This window comes from Hydrogenophaga sp., from assembly GCF_051860785.1.
Lineage (GTDB): Bacteria > Pseudomonadota > Gammaproteobacteria > Burkholderiales > Burkholderiaceae_C > Hydrogenophaga.
This window is the reverse complement of the sequence record NZ_JBIMLB010000003.1, coordinates 134,109-154,674: the sequence shown is the minus strand read 5'-3', so window position 1 is coordinate 154,674 and position 20,566 is coordinate 134,109. Positions and strand designations below refer to the sequence as shown.

The window sequence follows — 20,566 nt, the reverse complement described above, 5'->3', positions numbered from 1 at the left end:
CCGCTCAACTCACTGGAGACAACCATGAAACGCATGATGCTCAAGACCCTGGTGGCCGCCATGGCCGTGGCCGCTTTTGGCGCCGCCCAGGCCCAAGACAAGACCATCAAGTTCGCCACCCAGAACCCCAAGGGCCACCCCATCGTGATGGGGCTGGAGAAATTCGCCGAGATCGTGACGGCGAAGTCGGGCGGCAAGATCAAGGTCAACCTGTTCCCCGGCGGCACGCTGGGCAGTGACCAGGCCAACGTGTCGGCCATTCAGGGTGGCACGCTGGAGATGGCTTCCATGAACTCGGGCATCTTTGCCAGCCAGGTGAAGGAATTCGCGATCTACGACTTCCCCTTCATGTTCAACAATTCCGCGGAAGCCGACGCCGTGATGGACGGCCCCTTTGGCAAGAAGCTGCACGACAAGCTGCAGGAAAAAGGCCTGGTCGGCCTGGCTTACTTCGAACTGGGTTTTCGCAACATCACCAACAGCAAACGCCCCATCACCAAGGTGGAAGACCTGTCCGGCCTCAAGCTGCGCGTGATTCCCAACCCGATCAACGTGGACTGGGTCAAGGCGCTTGGCGCCAACCCCACGCCGCTGCCGTTCCCCGAGGTGTATGCCGCGCTGGAGCAGAAGGCGATCGATGGGCAGGAAAACCCGGTGACCGTGATCAACGCCAACAAGTTCTACGAGGTGCAGAAGCATCTGGTGATGAGCAACCACCAGTACAACCCGCAGTCGGTGATCATCAGCAAGAAGTTCTGGGACACGCTGGACGCCGCGCAGAAGAAGATCATTTCGGATGCCGCCGTGGAGGCTGCGAAGTACCAGCGCCAGCAGGCCAGGGACCAGGTCGCCGCTGCGCTGGACAACATGAAGAAGAACGGCATGCAGGTGACCGAGTTGCCGCCGGCCGAACTCTCCAAGCTGCGCGACATGATGCGTCCGGTGACCGCCAAGTACGCGGTCAACGTCGGCCAGGAAACCGTCAAGGAACTGCAGGCAGAGCTGGCCAAGGTTCGCAAGTGAATCCCGGGCTGCGCTGCCTATCGACCTGCTGACCATGATCAACGGCCACACCGAACTCATCGCCCACATCGGCTACCCGACGCACACGTTCAAGTCGCCCATGATCTACAACCCCTACTTCGAGCAGGCGGGGGTGAATGCGGTGGTGGTGCCCATGGGCTGTCGACCGCCCGACTACCCGGCGTTGTTGCGATCGGTGTTCACCCTGACCAATGTGCGCGGTGCGCTCATCACCATGCCGCACAAGGTGGTGACGGTGGACCTGCTCGACGAGGTCACGCCCACGGTGAAGGTGGCGGGCGCATGCAACGCGGTCAAGCGCACGGACGACGGCCGCCTGGTAGGCGACATGTTCGATGGCGAGGGCTTTGTGCGCGGCGTGCGGCGCAAGGGGCTGGTCCTGTCGGGCGCCCGCGTGCTGGTGGTGGGGTGTGGCGGGGTGGGGTGTGCCATTGCGGCCTCGCTGGCCGGTGCGGGCGTCAGTGCCATTGCGCTGCACGATGTGCAATCCGCATCGGCCGAGGCGTTGGCCCAGCGCCTGAGGGTGCACTATCCGGCCATCGAGGTCGCGACCGGCAACAGCGATCCGGCGGGCTTCGACCTGGTGGTCAATGCCACGCCCATGGGCATGAACGAAGGCGATCCCCTGCCTCTGGATGTCTCGCGCCTGGAAGCGCGAACCTTTGTGGGCGAGGTGGTGATGCGCACCGAGATGACGGCCTTTCTCTCGGCTGCGCAGGCACAGGGTTGCCGCGTGCAGGTGGGCACGGACATGCTCTTCGAACAGATACCGGCCTATCTGGAATACTTCGGACTTCCCACCACCACCGCCGACGTGCTGCGGTCGGTGGCCCGCCTGAGTTACTGAGCACGCGCTTCCAAGGCCCTTCTTGTCCGATCCGAGATTTCCGCATCCCGCGCGGGGCATTGCCCTGGCGGTCTGCGCCACGCTGTGTTTTGCCCTGCTGGACACGGCCTCGCAGTACGTGGGCGCCGTGGTGCCCGTGCTCATGGCGGTGTGGCTGCGCTTTCTGGTGCAGACGGTCATGACCCTGATGCTGCTGTGGCCGCGCCAGCGCACGGCACTTTTCAAGACCCGCCAGCCAGGCTGGCAACTGCTGCGCGGTGCGCTCATGGTGAGCTCAGGCACGGTGGCTTACATGAGCCTGCGCCACGTGCCGGTGGGCGAGTTCACCGCCATCCTCATGCTCGTGCCACTGGTGATCACGCTGATGGCTGCGCCGCTCCTTCACGAGCGCGTACCCCCCCTGACATGGTTGCTGGTGGCGGGCGGCCTCATGGGGGCGCTGATCGTGATCCGGCCCAAGGGCAGCGACTTTCAGGGCGCGATGCTGCTGCCGCTGGGGCTGGTGGTGATCAACGCCGTCTACCAGATCGTCACCAGCCGCATGGTGCGCACCGAAGACCCCGGCACCATGCATTTCTACACGGGCCTGACCGGCCTGGTGTTCGGCACGCTGTTGCTGCCCTGGTCGTGGGTGAATCTGGGCGACTGGACGCTCTGGGCCATCGTTGCGGTCATGGGCGTGTTTGGCTCTTTGGGGCATTACTTCATGATTCAGGCCTACCACCGCGCGCCGGCTTCGCGGATCACACCCTACATGTACGCGCAGATCGGCTTCGCCACGCTGGGGGGCTGGGTGGTCTTCGGCTACGCACCCGACGCGTGGTCGATTGCGGGCATCGCGCTCATCGCGCTGTGCGGCGGTCTGGGTGTGCGCGTGCGCCACGGCTGAGCGCCGCGCCTTCAGCCCTTCAGGCGCATCTGGTTGGGCAGGGGCACGGATCGGCGCAACACATCCTCGGCCAGCCAGAGGGCCGAGCGGCGCGCACGTTCTGCCACCATCGGCAGCGGCATCTGCTGGTAGTCGTCGTTGAACACCTCGAAGCTGTAGTCGCCTGTGTAGCCGAGGCGGTCGAGCTTGAGCACCAGGTCGACCAGTTGCTCGCTGTGCACGCCCTCGCCGGGAAACACGCGGAAGGTGCGCGCCGTGGTCATGCGTTCCTCGAAGGTGCGCGTCTCCTGCCACATGAAGTCGGCGAGCTGGACGAGGAAGATCTTCTCGGGATCCAGATAGTCGATCTCCTCCAGCGAGGTCTTGGCCGCGAAGATGTGGAAGGAGTCCAGGCCCAGGCCCAGGTTGGGGCAATCTGCGCGACAGACCACGTCCCAGGCGGTGGTGAACTCGTTGATCGTGCGGCCCCAGGACAGGCCTTCGTAGGCAATGCGGATGCCCAGCGGGATGGCCAGCATGGCCAGCTTGCGCAGGTCGCGCGCGAGGTGGTCGATGTCCTGCGAGGCGTGCGTGGACGTGGAAGAGCAGGCGAGCAGCACGCGGCAGTCCAGGGCGGCGCACATCTCGAGCATGCTCTTGGCGATGTCCATCTTGTACTGGTGCAGGTGGCCTGAGAGGCCTTCGAAGTCGCGCAGCACCTGGAAACCGGTGCCGCGCAGGCCACTGTCCTTGACGGCCTGCACCGCCGCAGTAAGGCCGCCCGGGTGACCCACGAGGTCGTTGGCCTTGAGCATGACCTGGGAAAAGCCAGCCGCCTTCATGGCCGCGAGCTTGGCTTCCAGCGGGCCTGCCAGCGTGATGGTGTCCATGCCGAAGCCGCTGATGGCCTCGCTCAGGTCTCTTTGGGCGTTCACGTGATCAGGCCTTTTCGCTGTGGACGAGCTCGAAGACCACCGAGCCCAGGTAGGTCTTGGTGATGGCACCTCGCTGCTCGGTGTGGGCCGCCGCGGTCTCGACGAACTCCACGCCAAGCGCACGCAGCGCCTTGACGGCCGCCAGCACATCGCTCACACCCAGGCCAATGCGCTGCAGGCGCTCCTCGGAGTCCACCACATTGATCTCGGGTTCGATGAGCTGCAGCATGAAGCGCCGACCGGGATCCAGCGCCGGCGTGCGCAGCAAAGTGCCCTTGGGCATGATGCCGAAGCGCTGTTCGTCCGGAATCAGTTCGGTACCGAAGAGCTCGTTGTAGAACTGGATCCAGTCGTTGCTGCGCCCGGGCCCGATGTATTGCACGACGCCGAAGAAATGCAGGCCCGCCGTTGCGGGAGGGCGCTGGTCGACCGACGGAATGGGCACGAAGTCCACGTCATAGATCGAGAACTCGGCGTAGCGGTCGACGAAGTAGATGCGGCTGTTGCCCGCGCCATGGATGGCCGGAATGTTGAGTTCCATCACCTCGGCGTGCGTGGGCACCGACCAGGCGCCGCGTTCCAGCACATAGTGGTACGCAGAGCGGGCATCGCGAACACGCAGGGCCATGGCCGAGATGAACGGCACCTCGCCGCCGTGGCCGCCACCGCGCGCATCGGTGGGGTGCGCATTGACCACGATGTTGAGCTCACCCTGGCGGTACAGCAGCACTTCGCGCGAGCGGTGCCGGCCGACGGGCCGGAACCCCATCATTTCCAGCACCTGGCCCAGGGCTTGCGGCTTGCTGGTCACGTATTCGATGAATTCGACACCGTCCAGACCTAGGGGGTTCGCGGCGTCGCTGAAGGAAGCTTGCAGCGGTTCGCGACTGGCTGCCGCGCTGAGGAGGAGATCACTCATGAAAACACTCGCTTCGGTGGAGGGAGAGTTCGATGTTCGCACACGCGCGTTCAGTTCACCATCACCAGCTTGCCCTTGACCGAGCGCGATCCCATGATGGCGTAGGCCTTGTGCAGATCGCGCATGGGCAGGGTCTGGTCGATCACCGGTTTCACTTCGCCCCTGGCGTACATGCCCGCCAGGGTCTGCATCATCTGGGCGTTGGCCTTGGGTTCTCGCCGGGCGAAATCGCCCCAGAACACGCCGACGATGCTGGCGCCCTTGAGCAGGGTCAGGTTCAGTGGCAGGCTGGGGATGGGGCCGCTGGCGAAGCCCACCACCAGGTAGCGCCCGCGCCAGGCGATGGAGCGAAACGCGGGCTCCGCGAAATCGCCGCCCACCGGGTCGTAGATCACATCGGGACCCTTGCCGTCGGTGAGCTGTTTGATGGCTTCGCGCAGGCCCTCCTTGGGGGTGTGCACGCTGTAGTTGATGGTGGCATCGGCGCCTTGCTGCCTGCACAGCCCGCATTTTTCGTCGCTCGACGCGGCGGCGATCACGCGTGCCCCGGCTGCCTTCGCGATCTGGATGGCCGAGGTGCCCACGCCACCCGCAGCACCGAGCACCAGCACGGTTTCACCCGCCTTCAGCGCGCCGCGGTCCATCAGGGCGTGCCAGGAGGTTGCGTAGATCAGGCCGAAGGCCGCGGCGTCCACTGCGGGGAAACCCGCCGGAAGAGGCATGCACAGCGCCGCGTTTACCACGGCATGCGTGCCGAAGCCCCCGGTGCCGGCCATGCACGCCACCATCTGGCCCACCTGGAGGTGCTTCACGCCATCGCCCACGGCGCGCACCACGCCGGCGTATTCCGAGCCCGGCACGAAGGGCAGGGGGGGCTTGGTCTGGTACTTGTTCTGCACGATGAGCAGGTCGGGAAAGTTCAGGCTCGCGGCCTGGATCTCGACCAGCACCTCACCGGCCTTGGGCTCGGGGGTGGGCAGCTCTTTCCAGGTCAGCGCCTCCACGCCCACGGGGTTCTCACACAGCCAGGCTTGCATGGCATCTCCTTGGTTGGTTGGTCAGCAATCGGTCCATGATAGGCAGCGTGGCGCTCCTGTTCGCAGCGGGTATGCCCGCTTTCTGTCCCGGGCGTGACCCGGGCGATCCACCTAAAATCGCGTCAATGAAAATTCTCATCTCCAACGACGACGGTTACCAGGCGCCGGGCATCGTGGCGCTGTACGAGGCCCTCAAGGGGCTGGCCGATGTGGAGGTGGTGGCGCCCGAGCACAACAACAGTGCCAAGTCCAACGCGCTCAGTCTGCACTCGCCGCTGTATGTGCACACCTCGCACAATGGTTTCCGCTACGTCAATGGCACACCGGCGGACTGCGTGCACATCGCGCTCACCGGTCTGCTCGGCTACCGACCCGACCTCGTGGTCTCAGGAATCAACAACGGCGCCAACATGGGTGACGACACCATTTACTCCGGCACCGTGGGCGCGGCCATGGAGGGCTACCTTTTCGGCATCCCGGCCATTGCCTTTTCCCAGACAGAGAAGGGTTGGGCACACCTGGATGACGCGGGGCGCATGGCCGCGCGGCTGGTGGCGCAACTGCTGCCTTCGCTGGAAAGCGGGCCACCGGCCGACCCCTGGCTGCTCAACGTGAACATCCCGAACCGTCCGCTGGCCGACATCCGCGGCTTCAAGGTGACGCGCCTGGGGCGCCGCCATGCGGCCGAGCAGGTGATTTCCCAGACCAACCCCCGCGGCGACACCATGTACTGGATCGGCAGCGCCGGCAAGGCCAAGGACGACGCCGAGGGCACCGACTTCCACGCCTCGCTGCAGGGCTATGCCACCATCACGCCGCTGCAGGTGGACCTGACCGATCATGATCGGCTGGCCTATTGGGCGCCCACGGCAGCGGCCTTGGCCGATTCCGATCCCACCGCGAAGGCGACGCGGTGAAGCCTCGTCCCGGTTTTCCCGCCCGTCTCAATGCCACGGCACCCGCGAGCCGTGCCGTGCCGCCCGTCATCAAGCGGGCCCACGCTGCACCAGCCATGCCCAGCGGCGTGGGCATGGATTCGCAGGCCGTGCGCGCGGCCATGGTGCGCAAGATCGAAGCTCAAGGCGTGACCCATGCGGGTGTGCTGGCTTCCCTGCGTGCCGTGGAGCGCCACCGCTTCGTCGACACTGCGTTGGTCAACCAGGCCTACGAAGACACCAGCCTGCCCATCGGCCTGGGCCAGACCATATCCAAGCCCGGTGTGGTCGCCCGCATGATCGAACTGCTCTGCCAGGGACGCGCTGAAAAGCTCGGCCGTGTGCTGGAGATCGGCACTGGCTGTGGTTATCAGGCTGCAGTGCTCAGCCATGTGGCGCGCGAGGTCTACAGCATCGAGCGGCTCAAGGGCCTGCACGAGAAGGCGCGGGAGAACCTTCGACCACTTCGACTGTCCAACGTCCACCTTCTGTTCGGCGATGGCATGCTCGGTTTTGCGCGCGGCGCGCCCTACGCGGGCATCATTGCTGCCGCAGGCGGGAACCAGATCCCCGATGCATGGATCGATCAGCTCGCGGTGGGTGGGCGCCTGGTGGCACCTGCTGTGACCGGGTCGGGTCGCCAGAACCTGGTGGTGGTTGAAAAGACCGCCACCGGCGTGGTGCGCACTGAACTGGAGGCCGTCCTCTTTGTGCCTCTAAAATCGGGGATCGCATGAGTTGGCGCGTGTCTCTGACAGCGCTGCAGTTTTTCTTACAGGGCCTGTGCATCGATGTCGCACAGTGTCCACGCCAACGGTGGGAGTTTTCATGAACAAGCGTGTTTTCCAGTTGTCGGGTCATCCCCAGGAGTCGGGGCGCTCGGCATGGCAAAGCGCCGCGGTCATGACCGTGCTGGCCGTGCTGCTGGTCACCGCCGGTTGTTCCACGCGCCGTGTGTCCGGCCCGGCTCCGGTGGAAGACCGGGGCGTCGTCCGCACCGGTATCGAGCAACCCGTGGTGGTGCAACCGGGCAGCGAGAACGCTGGCAAGCCGGGTTATTACACCGTCAAGGCGGGGGACACCCTGTTCCGCATTGCATTGGACAACGGCCAGAACTGGCGCGACATCCAGGCGTGGAACAGCCTGGCGAACGCCAATTCGATCGAAGTGGGGCAGGTGCTGCGCGTGTTGCCGCCTGTGAACGCGGCGTCCAGCGCTCCACCACCTGTCGTCGCACCCACTGGACCTGCGACCAGCCCCGTGGCCAGTTCGGGCGTGACCGCTCGGCCTCTGACCGAGGCTGCGCCACCCGCACCCATTCCGGCCGCGCCGCCCGCACAACCGCCTGCCGCTGCCGGCGACGAAATTACCTTTATCTGGCCTGCACAGGGCGCTGTGATCACCCCGTTCGACGAAGCCAACAACAAGGGCGTGTCCATTGCGGGCAAGATCGGTGACCCGGTGGTGGCTGCAGCCGATGGGCGCGTGGTGTATGCCGGTGCCGGCCTGCGCGGCTACGGCAACCTCATCATCCTCAAGCACAACAACACCTACCTCACGGCCTATGCGCACAACCAGGCGCTGCTGGTGCGGGAAGACCAGTCCGTGCGCCAGGGACAGAAGATCGCCGAAATGGGCAGCAGCGACACCGACCGCGTGAAGCTGCATTTCGAGGTGCGCCGGCTGGGCAAGCCGGTCGATCCCATGGGCCACTTGCCCAAGCGCTGAACCGGCGCGCGGCATGGCCTGGCCCGTCCTCGTCTTCGACATCGAGTCCATTCCCGACGTTGACGGGCTCCGCGCCCTTCGCGGTGCGAGCGCCGTCGACACGGACGAGCAGGTGTATGCGGCCTGGCTGGCCGAGCGCAAGGAAAAGGGCCAGAGCGACTTCACCCCGCTTCACCTGCAGCGCGTGCTGGTGATCAGTTGCGTGTTCCGCAACGCCGAGGGTCTGCGCATCCATTCCTTTGTCGATCGCGATGGTCAGAGCGAAGGCAAGGTGGTGCAGACCTTTTTCCATGCGGTGGAGAAGCACACACCGCAACTGGTGAGCTGGAATGGCGGCGGCTTCGACCTGCCCGTGCTGCACTACCGGGGTCTTCGCCACGGTGTGGAAGCCAGCAAGTACTGGGATCTCGGCGAGGACGACCGCGAGTTCAAGTGGAACAACTACATCAGCCGCTACCACATGCGTCACCTGGACCTGATGGACCTGCTGGCCATGTACTCACCCAAGAACAACGCGCCGCTCGACGCCATGGCCAAGCTCTGTGGCTTTCCTGGCAAGCTCGGCATGGACGGTTCACAGGTGTATTCGCAGTACCTTGCCGGCCAGACCGAGGACATTCGCCGCTACTGCGAAACCGACGTCATGAACACCTACCTGGTGTACTGCCGCTTCCAGAAGATGCGTGGCGGCCTGACCGAGGCCGAGTACGAGCAGGAAATCGCCATGGTGAAGGAAACGCTGGGTAATCTGGCGCCCACGGAATCGCACTGGGACGAGTACCTGCGGGCGTGGGTCTGAGCCAGCCTGAGACAATCGGTGGATGACAGCGTCCACCCCCCACGAAAACAGCCTTCTCACCACTGCCAGCGCGGCAGCCCACGAGACCTCGGAACACGCTCTGCCCGAGGGCTGGCTCGCGGTGGAATCCCTCGACATCGATGCCCAGGGCATCGCCCGCCGCCCCGATGGCAAGGTCGTCTTTATCGAAGGCGCGCTGCCGTTCGAGCAGGTCAGCGTGAGCGTGCACCGCAAGAAGAACAACTGGGAAGCCGGCACCGTCACGGCGGTTCACCGCGAGTCTTCGCAGCGCGTGCGCCCGGGCTGTCCGCATTTCGGCCTGCACGCCGGTGCCTGTGGCGGTTGCAAGATGCAGCATCTGCACGAATCGGCCCAGGTAGCGATCAAGCAGCGTGTGCTGGAGGACAACCTCTGGCATCTCGGCAAGGTCAAGGCCGAAACCATGATGCGCCCGATCGAAGGCCCTGCCTGGGGCTACCGCTACCGGGCGCGCCTGTCGGTGCGGCACGTGCACAAGAAAGGTGAGGTGCTGATCGGTTTTCACGAACGCAAGAGCCGGTACGTCGCCGACATGAAGGTATGCCCGGTGCTGCCGCCCGAGGTGAGCAACATGCTGCTGCCGCTGCGTGAGCTCATCTTCGGCATGGACGCGCGCGAGACCTGCCCGCAGATCGAGCTGGCGTGTGGCGACGAGGTGACGGCGCTCGTGCTGCGGCACCTTGAACCGCTGAGTGAGGACGACTGCGCGCGATTGCGCGCCTTCGGTGCGAAGCATGGCGTGCAATGGTGGTTGCAGGCCAAGGGGCCGGACACGGTGCGGTTGCTCGACGAAGGTGGAGCGGGCCTGTCGTACGCCTTGCCCGAGTTCGGCATCACCATGCCGTTCAAGCCGACCGACTTCACCCAGGTCAATCCCTTCATCAACCGCGTGCTGGTGGCACGCGCATTGCGCCTGCTCGATGCGCGCACCAATGAGCGCGTGATCGACTGGTTCTGTGGCCTGGGCAACTTCACGCTGCCGATCGCGACCACTGCTGGTGAGGTGCTGGGCATCGAAGGCAGCGAGACGCTGGTCGCACGCTCGCGCGAGAACCTCGCCCGCAATCAGGCGGGGCGGGATCGCCCGCTGGCGCCCACCACATTTGCCGCACGCAACCTTTTCGAGATGACGCCGGAGCAGCTGGTCGCCGACGGTGTGGCGCAGAAGTGGTTGGTGGATCCACCTCGCGAAGGCGCTTTCGCACTGGCCAAGGCCATGGCCGACCTGCACCAGAATCCGGCATTGCGCGCAGGCTGGACGCCGCCACAACGCATCGTCTATGTGAGCTGCAACCCCGCCACGCTGGCGCGCGATGCGGGCCTGCTGGTGCACCAGGCGGGCTACCGCTGCGTGGCGGCGGGCGTGGTCAACATGTTTGCGCACACGGCGCACGTGGAAAGCATGGCGGTGTTCGAGCTGGACCCGTCGCGAACACCGGGCGAGGCTGGGGTCTGACGTCGAGTCAGGAGGTGCGGGCCGCGGCGGCGGGCTTGTCGCCGTGGGCGGCTTCGCCACCCTTGCCCTGCGCGGGGCTCGTTGCCTCGGGCTGTGAGGGCATGCCCACGATCGAGTTCTCGCGCATGTACTCGTCCATTTCCTTCCACCCCGCGAACACGGCGGCCTTGCCCGCTCGAGGGTAGTTGCCGAAGCAGTCCTCGATGCTGCGCACCGCGTGGCGGCAGGCGCTGCCGATGGCCTTGCCTTCGGCGTCCTTCTTGGCATTGACCTGCGTGGCCGTCTCGATGCCCAGCGCCTCGCAGCCGCTCAGCAGGGCGGCGGCGCTCAGGATGCAAAGGGTGAAAACGGTGTGGCGCATGGCAGATCGGGTGGTTTCCATCCTGTTTCGGCCATTTCGGGCAGAACTTGACGCCGGGAAGCGGAATTTTTCCTCAGCCCCAGGGGCAACAAAAAAGGACCCGGAGGTCCTTTTTGTAGGGGAGGAGGGCGCTTACTCGCGGTCGCCGCCAAACAGGCCCAGCATCATCAGCAGGCTCTGGAAGATGTTGAACAGGCTCAGGTACAGGCCCAGCGTGGCCGTGATGTAGTTGGTCTCGCCTCCATCCACAATGCGCTTGAGGTCGTACAGCAGGTAGAGGCTGAAGACCACAATGGCCAGGGTGGCGATGGCGGCCATGCCGGCCGTGCTGCCCACGAACACGTTGATGATGGCGCCGATCATGATCGCCAGGGCGCCCACGAACAGCCACTTGCCCATGCCGGAAAGGTCGCGCTTGATCACCGTGGACAGATTGGCCATGATGAAGAACACGCCGGCGGTGCCACCAAAGGCGGTCATGATCAGACTGGCGCCGTTCGAGAAGCCCAGCACCATCGCCAGCAGGCGCGAGAGCATGAGACCCATGAAGAAGGTGAAGGCCAGCAGCACGGGCACACCGGCGGCGGAATTCTTGGTCTTCTCGATCGCAAACATGAAAGCGAAGGCGCCGCCCAGGAAGACGATCAGGCCCATGCCGCCCGTCAGGCTGGCGGTAATGCCGGTCTGCACGCCGATCCAGGCGCCCAGCACGGTGGGCAGCATGGACAAAGCCAGCAGCCAATAGGTGTTGCGCATGACTTTATTGCGCTGCGCATCGCTGGAAACGGCGGTGCCGAAGCGCCCGCTGGTCTGTACGTGGTCGGTCATGGTGGTGATCTCCTTCATCATCTGACACTCGGGGCCGGTGACTGCGGGGCAGAATGCCGCGCAACCGGTGAAGCTGCATTGTAGGGGTCAGGGTCGCCAGCGGGACAGCGCGGGTGAAAACGCCATTTTGGTAAGGTCACTTGTGTCCTCAAGGACCACAAAACCCGCGTTATCGTTCTCACTGCATACCTCTGGCAGCCTGTATCCCAGTCTGCACCATCCTCTGATTTCCAAAATAGGACCAAGTTCATGAAAAACAAGCCCTTTCTCGACAGTGCCGACGTCAAGCTCATCGCCGCGGCGGCAGAAGCCGAGGCGTTGAAGAACCAGTGGGCGGTGACCATTGCCATCGTGGACGACGGTGGTCACCTGCTGTGGTTGCAGCGGCTGGACGGCGCAGCCGCCATTTCTGCCCATATCGCACCAGCCAAAGCGCATACCGCGGCCATGGGCCGGCGCGAAAGCAAGATCTATGAGGACATCATCAACCAGGGGCGCACGTCGTTCCTGAGCGCTCCCACGCTCGCCGGTATGCTGGAAGGCGGCGTTCCCATCATCAAGGACGGGCAGTGCCTGGGCGCTGTGGGTGTGAGCGGCGTCAAGTCGACCGAAGATGCGCAGATTGCGCGCGCGGGGATTGCAGCCATCGGGCTATAAAAAAATGCCTGGCTAATGGGGTGGAGTACCCCTTGGCTGGCTAAAAACGACGCTCGGGGAAAGTGAGATCCCCGGGTCGCCCCACGATGAAAAAACGTTGGCCGGTGTGCTGTGTCGGCGCTATTTGGTCAGGATGAGCTTGCCCTGGCGCGTGGTCTGCAGGCGGTAGAGCAAGCCGTTGTGATCGATCGCCACCGCCTTCTGGCCGCGCAGCAGGGTGGCGCTGGGCAGCACCGGGAGCTCGGTGGCAGCAGCGTTGGGCTGCTGTGCGTCGCTCGGCAGCCCGCGCTCGGTTTTCTGAGAAGGCGATGTGGTGTTCATGGTGCGGCTGGCTCCGTGATGAAGCCGATCTTGCGCACGCCGGCACGCTGCGCCGAGGCCATGGCCAGCGCCACACGTTCGTAGCGCACCGACTTGTCGCCGCGAATGTGCAGTTCCGGTTGGGGATCCTGCGAGGCGGCAGCCTGAAGGCGGTTGGCAAACTCTGCGTCTTCCACGCGTTGTTCGTTCCAGAAGTAGGCGCCGTCGGCGTCCACCGAGAGGCGGATGTTCTCGGGCTTGTCCAGCACCTTCTCCACGCTGGCCTGTGGCAGCTCGATGTTTACCGCGTGCTTGATCACCGGCACGGTGATGATGAAGATGATCAGCAACACCAGCATGACATCGATGAACGGGATCATGTTGATCTCGCTCATCATTTCATCGCTGTCCTGGGTGGTTCCGATGGCCATGGCGGGGCTCCTTACAGGGCTTTCTTCATGGGCAGCACCTTGCCGTCGCCACTGGCGGTGACGCGTGCGCCGGTGACGAAGTAGGCGTGCAGGTCGTGCGCAAAGCGGTTGAGCTGGTGCAGGATGCCCTTGTTGCCGCGCACCAGGGCGTTGTAGCCCAGCACGGCGGGGATCGCCACCAGCAGGCCCAGCGCGGTCATGATGAGTGCCTCGCCGATCGGACCGGCCACCTGGTCGATGCTGACCTGGCCGGATGCACCGATGCCCAGCAGTGCGTGGTAGATGCCCCAGACGGTGCCGAACAGGCCCACGAAAGGCGCGGTGGATGCCACCGAAGCCAGCACCGAGAGGCCGCTTTGAGCGCGTGCGGTGAAGTCGTCCACGCTCTTGCGCAGCGAGCGTTCCACCCAGTCGCTCACGTCCAGGCTGTCGTGCAGCTGGCGCTGCGGTGGTGCGCCGTTGTGGCCGTCCTTGTGCAGGATGTGGCGGGTGGCTTCGCGGCCTTCGAGGGCCGCTGCGCGGAACGGGTTGCCATCGGAATCACCGAGCTTGGCCAGGCCTTCGGCGAAGTCCGCGCTGTGCCAGAAGCCTTCCACGCCCTTGGCTTGCGCGCGCTGGGCTCGCTGGTCCATGGCCTTCCACAGGATGATGACCCAGGTGGCGAGCGACATGACGAGCAGCACGAGGGCCACCGAACGGGTGACCCAGTCACCCTGGGTCCAGACGTGGGCGAGGCCCGATGATGCGAGTTGCGGTTCCATGATGCTTTGTGACTCCAGGGATCAGTGACTTAGTTTTTCAAAGTGAAATCGATCGGGACGTTGACCCACATGGGTTCGGGCACTCCGGCGCGCTTGCCCGGCACATAACGCCAGCGCAATGCAGCTTGAACAGCGGTCTGGTCCAGTCGCTCGAAACCGCTGGAGCGCTGCACTTCGGCGCGCGATGCAGTGCCATCAAGCTGGATGAAGACGCGAACCACGACCCGGCCCTGTTCGCCCAGGCGCCTGGACAGGGGCGGATAGGGCGGCGGCGGATTGCGCAGGTAGTCGGCGTTGCTGGAGGGCAGTTCGATGCGCGGCGGCGCTGGTGGCGCAGGCGGGGCCGGCGGCGGGGCGGAGACGATGGGCTCGGGCGGCGCAGGCGGAGCGGGCGGCGCCGGAGGCACCACGGGCGCCAGCGGCATGGGCTCGGGCGCAGCAACCGGTTGAGGTTGAGGCTGCGGAATCGGCCGTGGCTTGGGCTTGGGGGGCGTCGGCGCGGCCACCGGCGGCGGTGGTGCCGGTGGTGGCGGCTCGACCAGGGGCTGGGGCGGCTCGATGAGCTCGGCCATGACCTGCACGGGGATCACGATTTCCATCGCTCGGCGCAACAAACCGCTTTGCAGCGCCCAGACGGCCAGCACGTGCAATCCGAGGACCGAGAGCACGACAACAACGCGACGGTTCAGGCGGCGCGGTATGGCGTCCATGGGAGCGGGAAAGGTCAGCGCAGGGTTTGCGCGGGCGAGGGTCATGAGCTTATCGAAATCGGGAGTCGCAAAGGGTGTTCAATGGCGAAAAACCCACCACACGGCGAGCAGCAGCAGCATGAGGCTGCTTCCCAGAACGGTCAGTCCGGTGATCATCGGTCTTCCTTTCGCTCGGTGCGGGTGAATGAATTGTGTCCATATTCTAAACGAGAATGTTTCGCATTCTCAAGAAATCGTGAGATGGCGCTGAATGTTCATCTCCCCGGCTTGCGCACGAGCGCATCGCCGGCTTCGGCCAGCGTGCGGCAACCCGTCAGAGCCATGGCGATCTCGAGTTCGTCGCGCAGCAGGCGCAACACGTGCGCCACGCCCTGAGCGCCTGCGTTGGCGAGCCCGTGCAGCACCGGGCGACCCACCAGCACGGCCGACGCGCCCAGTGCCATGGCCTTGAGCACGTCGGTACCGCGCCGGATGCCGCCGTCCACCAGCAAGGGCACACGACCCTGTACGGTCTGAGCGAGTGCCGGCAGGGCGGCAGCCGTGGTGATGGCGGTGTCGAGGGTGCGACCGCCATGGTTGGACACGATCAACCCGGAAGCGCCGTGTTCGATGGCCAGAGCGGCATCCTCGGCATGCAGCACGCCTTTGAGGAGCACCGGTAGACGGGTGATCGAGCGCAGCCATGAAACATCTTCCCAGGTGGGGGCATGGAGCAGCAGGTCGTCGAACAGGGCGCTTTGCGTTGGACCGAGCGTGGGCGAGGGCGGCAGCCGCATGCCGTCGAGGTTGACGGCGCGCACGCCGGCGGGGAGGCGAAAGCCGGTGCGCCGTTCGCGGTCCCGCGCACCCTGCACGGGTGCGTCGACCGTGAGCACCAGCGCTTCGTAGCCTGCCGCCTCCGCACGCCGCACCAGATCGCGCGTGAAGGCACGGTCGGGTTGCAGGTAGAGCTGGAACCACAGAGGGCCGCGATCCGTGCCGGGGAGGAAGGTGCCGGCCACATCTTCCAGTCGACAACTGGCCTGTGTGCTCACCACCAGCCCGGCACCGAGTGCGGCAGCGGCCAGCGCGGTAGCGAGCTCGCCCTCTGGATGTGCGAGGCGGTGGTAGGCCATGGGCGCCACCAGGATGGGATGAGGCCGTTCGTGTCCGAACAGCTCGATTCGGGTGTGGCCACCCGCCAGCGGCCGCAGCACGCGCGGCAACAACGCCAGCTCGCGCCAGGCTTCGAGGTTCCGTCCGTGGGTCAGCTCATCGGCGGCGGCGCCGAAGAGGTAGGCCCAGGTTTTTTCGTCGAGTGTTTCCCGGGCTTGGTGTTCATGGTCGGCCAGCGTCGCGAGGCCGCTGGGCAGGTCGTTCGTGACTGTGGGCATGAAATGCTCGATATAATTAGGAACAATTCTCATTATCGTTCAGCGACTCGTCGCTCAGCCGGTCATCATGCGACACCTTTCCAGCCGAAGCCTTGTGAAGGCCACCCTCTGCTGCGGGGCATGGGCGCTTCCCGTCCTCGCTTCTGCGCACAGCCTCATGCTCCATTGCAAGCCGGCCGCCGAAGGCACGGTGCGTTGCGTGGGTGAGTTCTCCGACGGCAGCGATGCGGTAGGCATGTCGGTGCAGGTGAAGTCTTACGACGAACGCGTGCTGTTCAAGGGCACGCTGGGTGGCGACTCGTCCTTGCAGTTCAAGCGGCCTGCCGGCGAGTTCTTCGTGCGCCTCGAGGACGGCGGCGAACACTCGGCCGAAGTCGACCACACCGATATCAAGCCATGACCACACAGGTGGTGCGGCCAGCGGGTGCGGGTCACGAAACGCTCTGGGTGGTGTTGGCCGCGACGGTTGTGCTGGCGGTTGCAGCCATGGTGATCGGTGCGCGGGCACAGCCAACAGCGTCGGCTGCGCTGTTGCCTCACCAGATTGATGCTCGGACTCAACTCAATGCCGCAGAGCAGGGCGTGCATGCCGACCTGCTGGTGGCCGCCGAGGAGATCACCGCGTTGGCCCAGGCCGACAAAAAGCTGCCGCGTGTAGAGCAACTGCGCGAGATGGACCTGCCGCCGTTTGCCAGCGGAGCGGGCGCCACCGCGCGCGGTGCCCACGAATGGCGCACCACTGCGCAGGGGCATGAAGTCGCCTACGTGGGTCGCAGCGCAGCGCCGGATGTCGCGGCCTCGTTCCTGCTGCGCCTGCCGGCCTCGGATGCGGCGAGCACGAAAGATGCGCACGGGCACGACGACGTCGCCGAGGTCTGGGTGCAGCGTGAAGGCCCGCAGGCCTGGCCCGAGCAGCTCGATGACGCATCGCTCACGCGCCAGGGTTGGCGTCAGGTGGTGGTGCGCTACGACGCTGGCGTGACGCGCAAGGACGCTGCGCGCTGACTTCCATGCCTTCGTGCTTCCGTTTCATTTCCGGGATTTCATTCATGCAAGACCCTCTTTCGCCTTCCGCGCGCCGCCGATACCTGATGTCCGCTCTGGCCTTGATGCCCGTGGCGCTGGTCGCGCCCAGCCTGCCGGCCCGGGCGCAGGCGCGCAAGCTGCGCATCGGTGTGACGCTGCACCCTTACTACAGCTATGTCGCCAACGTGGTGGGTGACCTGGCCGAGGTGGTGCCCGTCATTCCCGCGGGCTTCAACCCGCATGCCTATGAGCCGCGCACCGAAGACATCAAGCGCATCGGCTCACTCGATGTGATCGTGGTCAACGGCGTGGGGCACGACGATTTTGCCGGCCGCATGATCACGGCGAGCGATAAGCCAGACCTGAAGGTGATCGAAGCCAACGCACAGGTGCCGTTGCTCGCGGCCGTGGGCACGGGCCGTGGCACCTCCGGCAAGGTGGTGAATCCACACACCTTCCTGTCGGTGACGGCATCGATCTCGCAGGTCAACACCATCGCGCGCGAACTGGGCAAGCTGGATCCTGCGAATGCGGCTGCCTACACCACCAACGCCCGTGCCTATGCGCAGAAGCTGCGCAAGCTGCGTGCCGATGCACTGGGTCAGCTTGCACAGGCGCCGGCAAGCGGCATGCGCATCGCCACCATTCACGGTGCGTACGACTACCTGTTGCGTGAGTTTGGCCTTGAAGTGGCGGCCGTGGTGGAGCCTGCGCACGGCATCGAACCCAGCCCCTCGCAGCTCAAGGGCACGATCGACCAGATCCGTTCGCTCGACGTGAAGGTGATCTTCTCCGAGATGGATTTCCCCTCGGCCTATGTCGACACCATCCGTCGCGAAACGGGCGTGCGCTTGTACGCGCTCACGCACATATCGCATGGCCCTTACACGGCCGACAAGTTCGAGCAGGAGATCGCCCGCAACCTGGCCACCGTGGTGCGCGCGATCCGGGAGTCGGTTTGATGGCCGCAGGTGGACCTGGCATCGCCTTCGAGTCCGTCGACCTCACCCTTGGGCACACCGAAATCCTCCGGCAGGTGAGCTTGCGGGTGGAAGCGGGCAGCGTGCATGCGCTGGTGGGTCCCAACGGCGGTGGCAAGAGTTCGCTGTTCAAGGCCCTGCTGGGCCAGGTGCCGCATCGGGGCAGCATCAGCCTGACCTGGCCCGGCGAGCAGCCGGGCACCGTGGGCTACGTGCCGCAGGCGCTGGCCTTTGACGCAGGCCTGCCGATGACGGTGATGGATTTCATGGGTGCCATGTGCCAGCGCCGGCCGGTGTTCCTGGGACTCTCGCCGCGCTGGAAGGCGCCGGTGGAGCAGGCCCTGCGACAGGTCGGCATGTGGGAAAAATCGGGTCGTCGCATGGGTGCGTTGTCTGGTGGTGAGCGCCAGCGCGTGCTGCTGGCTCAGGCACTCATTCCCGCGCCCGATCTCATCCTGCTCGACGAACCCATGTCCGCACTGGACGAAGCGGGCGTGGAAACCTTTGAGACCCTGCTCGCGCACTGGCGCGAGACTCGGGTCACCGTGTTGTGGATCGAGCACGACCTTGACGCCGTCACGCGCCTGGCAGACCGGGTGACGGGCTTGAGCCGGCAGGTGCTGTTCGACGGCCCCGCTGCGCAAACGCTGACGCCGCAACGCGTGCTGGCGCTGTTCTCCAGCCGGCACCGGCGCGAGGAAGAAAAAGACAAGGCGGTGGCGTGATGAGCGCGTTCGACGCTTTTCGGCAGTTCATCCAGCACCTGGCCGAGGAGGGCACCTTACCGGCTTCGCTGGCCTACGGCTTCGTGGTCAACGCCGTGCTGGCGGGTCTGTTCATCGGCCCCGTGCTCGGCGGCCTGGGTACGCTGGTCGTGGTCAAGCGACTCGCATTTTTCTCCGAGGCTGTCGGCCATGCCGCGCTCACCGGCGTGGCCATCGGCATCCTGCTCGGCGAGCCCTACACCGGGCCATACGGCAGCCTGTTTGCCTACTGCCTGCTGTTCGGCATGCTGCTGAATTACCTGCGCAATCGCACCGGGCTCTCGCCCGACACGCTGATCGGTGTGTTCCTGGCGGTCTCGCTGGCCATGGGTGCGAGTCTGTTGCTGATGCTCTCGGGCCGCGTGAACATCCACATTCTTGAGAACGTGCTGTTCGGTTCGGTCCTCACCGTGGACGCAGGCGATTTGCTGGTGCTCGCGGTGGTCGGTTCGCTGGTGGTGGCCCTCACGGTGCCGCTCTACAACCGCTTCATGCTGGCCAGCTTCAACCCGCAACTGGCCAGTGTGCGCGGTGTGCGCGTGAAGCTGCTGGACTACCTGTTCGTGGTGCTGGTCACGATCGTGACCGTGGCATCGGTCAAAGTCATCGGCGCCATTCTGGTCGGGGCCTTGCTGATCATTCCTGCCGCAGCGGCGCGCCTGCTCAGCCTCTCGCTGCGCGGCTTCTTCTGGCTGAGCGTGGGCATCGCCACGGTCAGCACGCAGATCGGCATCCTGGCGCCCATCGAACTCGAACTGCCGGTGCCCTCAGGCGCCGCCATCATCCTCACCGCCGGCGGACTGTTCGCGCTCGCAGCGGTCATCCGCGGATTCACGCCCGCATTGAAAGGACATGCCGGATGAAGGCTGCTTCGCTTCTTTTCGCCCGGCGTCTGATCGGTCTGCTGGTCCTCTCTGTCGGTGTATCCACCGCCGTCGCGCAGACCACTGCCGCGCCCACCCGGCTGCTGGTGGCCCATCCGGTGGTGGCCGCGCTCACGACCGCGCTGGTGCGCGACACCGGCATCGTGGTCTTGCGCCCGGTGCCCGAGACGTTGCCACCCAACCGCCATCTGGCCTTCTTCACCGGCCGCGGCGCGGTTGGGCTCGGTGATGCCGCGCGCCAGGCAGACGCCGTGATTGCCCTGCGATCCATCTGGCCGGACGATCCTCTGTTCCCGCTGGCGCGCCGGCAGAACATCCGCTTGATCGAGATCGACGCGGCCCGCCCGCTGGACGCATCGCTGCCCGGCATGGCGCTGCAGGAGGGCGAGGCATCCGCGAACGCGCAGCCCTGGCTGGATCCGGTGAACTTCGGCCGCATGGCCGACGTGATCGCCAGCGACGTGGCTCGCCTGGTGCCTGCTGCGAAGCCGCGCCTGCTGGCCAACGTGGCCACGCTGCGCCAGCAGGTGCTGGCCATTACCGCGCAGAGCGAAGCGCGCCTGGCGGCTGCGAGCAACCTCACCGTGTTCAGCCTCTCGGATCGACTCGACTACCTGGCCAATGGCTTCAACCTCGACATCGCGGGCGCCGATACGCGTGCCGACGAAGCCTGGACGCCCGAAGCCTTGCTTGAGTTGACCCAGCGCTTGCGAGGCGCGTCGGTGGCTGCTGTGCTGCACCACCGCGAGTTGCCACCTGCACTGGCGCAAGCGGTGCAACAGGCCGGTGCGCGCACCATCGTGCTGCTGACCGAGGGTCGCGATCCGTTGGGTGAACTGCGTGAAAACGCTCAGCGCCTGGGCGCCATCGCCAGCCGATGAACG

The 20,566-nt window shown here is 65.4% G+C and carries 25 protein-coding genes; 15 read left to right on the top strand and 10 right to left on the bottom strand.

Annotated features, from left to right (window positions below; translation table 11 throughout):
* Window positions 1-24 precede the first annotated feature (24 nt).
* From ACTIF6_RS05965 to ACTIF6_RS05955, 3 genes are read left to right on the top strand one after another with little or no spacing between them, the layout of a single operon-like run.
* On the top strand, window positions 25-1,023 hold the full coding sequence (locus tag ACTIF6_RS05965) for a TRAP transporter substrate-binding protein (RefSeq protein ID WP_439587086.1): 999 nt from the start codon (window positions 25-27) through the stop codon (window positions 1,021-1,023).
* A 34-nt stretch (window positions 1,024-1,057) separates the two neighbouring features.
* Window positions 1,058-1,891: a shikimate dehydrogenase family protein gene (locus ACTIF6_RS05960; protein WP_439587085.1), complete on the top strand. Its 834-nt coding sequence runs from the start codon at window positions 1,058-1,060 to the stop codon at window positions 1,889-1,891.
* 22 nt (window positions 1,892-1,913) lie between these two features.
* Entirely contained in the window at window positions 1,914-2,780 is an 867-nt protein-coding gene (locus ACTIF6_RS05955; RefSeq protein ID WP_439587084.1) for a DMT family transporter, read from the top strand.
* 11 nt (window positions 2,781-2,791) lie between these two features.
* Here ACTIF6_RS05955 and ACTIF6_RS05950 read toward each other — a convergent pair whose 3' ends face one another.
* Genes ACTIF6_RS05950 through ACTIF6_RS05940 form a run of 3 tightly spaced genes read right to left on the bottom strand, consistent with a single transcriptional unit; the run spans window position 2,792 to window position 5,650 of the window.
* On the bottom strand, window positions 2,792-3,649 hold the full coding sequence (locus ACTIF6_RS05950; protein ID WP_439587250.1) for a sugar phosphate isomerase/epimerase family protein: 858 nt from the start codon (window positions 3,647-3,649) through the stop codon (window positions 2,792-2,794).
* A 49-nt stretch (window positions 3,650-3,698) separates the two neighbouring features.
* A complete protein-coding gene (locus ACTIF6_RS05945) occupies window positions 3,699-4,613 on the bottom strand; it encodes a VOC family protein (RefSeq protein WP_439587083.1) in 915 nt (304 codons plus the stop codon).
* A gap of 50 nt (window positions 4,614-4,663) precedes the next feature.
* Window positions 4,664-5,650 carry an NADPH:quinone oxidoreductase family protein gene (locus tag ACTIF6_RS05940; protein WP_439587082.1) on the bottom strand — a complete coding sequence of 329 codons (987 nt, stop codon included), beginning with the start codon at window positions 5,648-5,650 and terminating at the stop codon, window positions 4,664-4,666.
* A 125-nt stretch (window positions 5,651-5,775) separates the two neighbouring features.
* Between ACTIF6_RS05940 and surE the strand changes: the two genes are divergently transcribed.
* From surE to rlmD, 5 genes are all read left to right on the top strand, one after another.
* Complete coding sequence (surE, locus tag ACTIF6_RS05935; protein WP_439587081.1) at window positions 5,776-6,567, top strand: 5'/3'-nucleotidase SurE; 792 nt, start codon at window positions 5,776-5,778, stop codon at window positions 6,565-6,567.
* A complete protein-coding gene (locus tag ACTIF6_RS05930) occupies window positions 6,564-7,322 on the top strand; it encodes a protein-L-isoaspartate(D-aspartate) O-methyltransferase (protein WP_439587080.1) in 759 nt (252 codons plus the stop codon). Before surE ends, ACTIF6_RS05930 begins: the two co-directional genes overlap by 4 nt.
* 166 nt (window positions 7,323-7,488) lie before the next feature.
* A complete protein-coding gene (locus ACTIF6_RS05925; RefSeq protein WP_439587249.1) occupies window positions 7,489-8,313 on the top strand; it encodes a peptidoglycan DD-metalloendopeptidase family protein in 825 nt (274 codons plus the stop codon).
* A 13-nt stretch (window positions 8,314-8,326) separates the two neighbouring features.
* Window positions 8,327-9,112 (top strand): 3'-5' exonuclease, encoded by a 786-nt coding sequence (locus tag ACTIF6_RS05920; protein ID WP_439587079.1) that lies wholly within the window; start codon window positions 8,327-8,329, stop codon window positions 9,110-9,112.
* Between the two features lie 22 nt (window positions 9,113-9,134).
* The gene (rlmD, locus tag ACTIF6_RS05915) at window positions 9,135-10,607 is read left to right on the top strand and encodes a 23S rRNA (uracil(1939)-C(5))-methyltransferase RlmD (RefSeq protein WP_439587078.1); all 1,473 of its coding nucleotides are present in this window, start codon (window positions 9,135-9,137) and stop codon (window positions 10,605-10,607) included.
* Between the two features lie 7 nt (window positions 10,608-10,614).
* Here rlmD and ACTIF6_RS05910 read toward each other — a convergent pair whose 3' ends face one another.
* Both ACTIF6_RS05910 and ACTIF6_RS05905 read right to left on the bottom strand, forming a co-directional pair.
* Window positions 10,615-10,968: a hypothetical protein gene (locus tag ACTIF6_RS05910; RefSeq protein ID WP_439587077.1), complete on the bottom strand. Its 354-nt coding sequence runs from the start codon at window positions 10,966-10,968 to the stop codon at window positions 10,615-10,617.
* Window positions 10,969-11,100: 132 nt separating this feature from the next.
* The gene (locus ACTIF6_RS05905) at window positions 11,101-11,796 is read right to left on the bottom strand and encodes a Bax inhibitor-1/YccA family protein (protein WP_439587076.1); all 696 of its coding nucleotides are present in this window, start codon (window positions 11,794-11,796) and stop codon (window positions 11,101-11,103) included.
* A 249-nt stretch (window positions 11,797-12,045) separates the two neighbouring features.
* Here ACTIF6_RS05905 and ACTIF6_RS05900 point away from each other — a divergent pair, with 249 nt between their 5' ends.
* The gene (locus tag ACTIF6_RS05900; protein WP_439587075.1) at window positions 12,046-12,453 is read left to right on the top strand and encodes a GlcG/HbpS family heme-binding protein; all 408 of its coding nucleotides are present in this window, start codon (window positions 12,046-12,048) and stop codon (window positions 12,451-12,453) included.
* Between the two features lie 120 nt (window positions 12,454-12,573).
* On the opposite strand, the gene hemP is transcribed toward ACTIF6_RS05900, so the two are convergent.
* The 5 genes from hemP to ACTIF6_RS05875 all read right to left on the bottom strand — a co-directional run bounded on the left by hemP (window position 12,574) and on the right by ACTIF6_RS05875 (window position 16,028).
* Window positions 12,574-12,774, bottom strand: coding sequence for a hemin uptake protein HemP (gene hemP / locus ACTIF6_RS05895; protein ID WP_439587074.1), 201 nt, complete (start codon window positions 12,772-12,774; stop codon window positions 12,574-12,576).
* Window positions 12,771-13,184: an ExbD/TolR family protein gene (locus tag ACTIF6_RS05890; RefSeq protein ID WP_439587073.1), complete on the bottom strand. Its 414-nt coding sequence runs from the start codon at window positions 13,182-13,184 to the stop codon at window positions 12,771-12,773. The genes hemP and ACTIF6_RS05890 overlap by 4 nt, the downstream gene beginning before the upstream one ends.
* Window positions 13,185-13,195: 11 nt before the next feature.
* Window positions 13,196-13,945, bottom strand: a complete 750-nt coding sequence (locus ACTIF6_RS05885; protein WP_439587072.1) for a MotA/TolQ/ExbB proton channel family protein — start codon at window positions 13,943-13,945, stop codon at window positions 13,196-13,198.
* 29 nt (window positions 13,946-13,974) lie between these two features.
* On the bottom strand, window positions 13,975-14,700 hold the full coding sequence (locus ACTIF6_RS05880) for an energy transducer TonB (protein WP_439587071.1): 726 nt from the start codon (window positions 14,698-14,700) through the stop codon (window positions 13,975-13,977).
* A 209-nt stretch (window positions 14,701-14,909) separates the two neighbouring features.
* Window positions 14,910-16,028, bottom strand: a complete 1,119-nt coding sequence (locus ACTIF6_RS05875; protein WP_439587070.1) for an alpha-hydroxy acid oxidase — start codon at window positions 16,026-16,028, stop codon at window positions 14,910-14,912.
* 157 nt (window positions 16,029-16,185) lie between these two features.
* On the opposite strand from ACTIF6_RS05875, the gene ACTIF6_RS05870 reads away from it, so the two are divergent.
* From ACTIF6_RS05870 to ACTIF6_RS05845, 6 genes are all read left to right on the top strand, one after another.
* A complete protein-coding gene (locus tag ACTIF6_RS05870; protein WP_439587069.1) occupies window positions 16,186-16,428 on the top strand; it encodes a hypothetical protein in 243 nt (80 codons plus the stop codon).
* Window positions 16,425-17,033 carry a DUF6162 family protein gene (locus tag ACTIF6_RS05865; RefSeq protein WP_439587068.1) on the top strand — a complete coding sequence of 203 codons (609 nt, stop codon included), beginning with the start codon at window positions 16,425-16,427 and terminating at the stop codon, window positions 17,031-17,033. The genes ACTIF6_RS05870 and ACTIF6_RS05865 overlap by 4 nt, the downstream gene beginning before the upstream one ends.
* 86 nt (window positions 17,034-17,119) lie before the next feature.
* The gene (locus ACTIF6_RS05860) at window positions 17,120-18,016 is read left to right on the top strand and encodes a metal ABC transporter solute-binding protein, Zn/Mn family (protein ID WP_439587067.1); all 897 of its coding nucleotides are present in this window, start codon (window positions 17,120-17,122) and stop codon (window positions 18,014-18,016) included.
* A complete protein-coding gene (locus ACTIF6_RS05855; RefSeq protein WP_439587066.1) occupies window positions 18,016-18,759 on the top strand; it encodes a metal ABC transporter ATP-binding protein in 744 nt (247 codons plus the stop codon). Before ACTIF6_RS05860 ends, ACTIF6_RS05855 begins: the two co-directional genes overlap by 1 nt.
* Window positions 18,759-19,661, top strand: a complete 903-nt coding sequence (locus tag ACTIF6_RS05850; protein WP_439587065.1) for a metal ABC transporter permease — start codon at window positions 18,759-18,761, stop codon at window positions 19,659-19,661. The genes ACTIF6_RS05855 and ACTIF6_RS05850 overlap by 1 nt, the downstream gene beginning before the upstream one ends.
* Window positions 19,658-20,563 (top strand): metal ABC transporter solute-binding protein, Zn/Mn family, encoded by a 906-nt coding sequence (locus tag ACTIF6_RS05845; protein WP_439587064.1) that lies wholly within the window; start codon window positions 19,658-19,660, stop codon window positions 20,561-20,563. The genes ACTIF6_RS05850 and ACTIF6_RS05845 overlap by 4 nt, the downstream gene beginning before the upstream one ends.
* Window positions 20,564-20,566 lie beyond the last annotated feature (3 nt).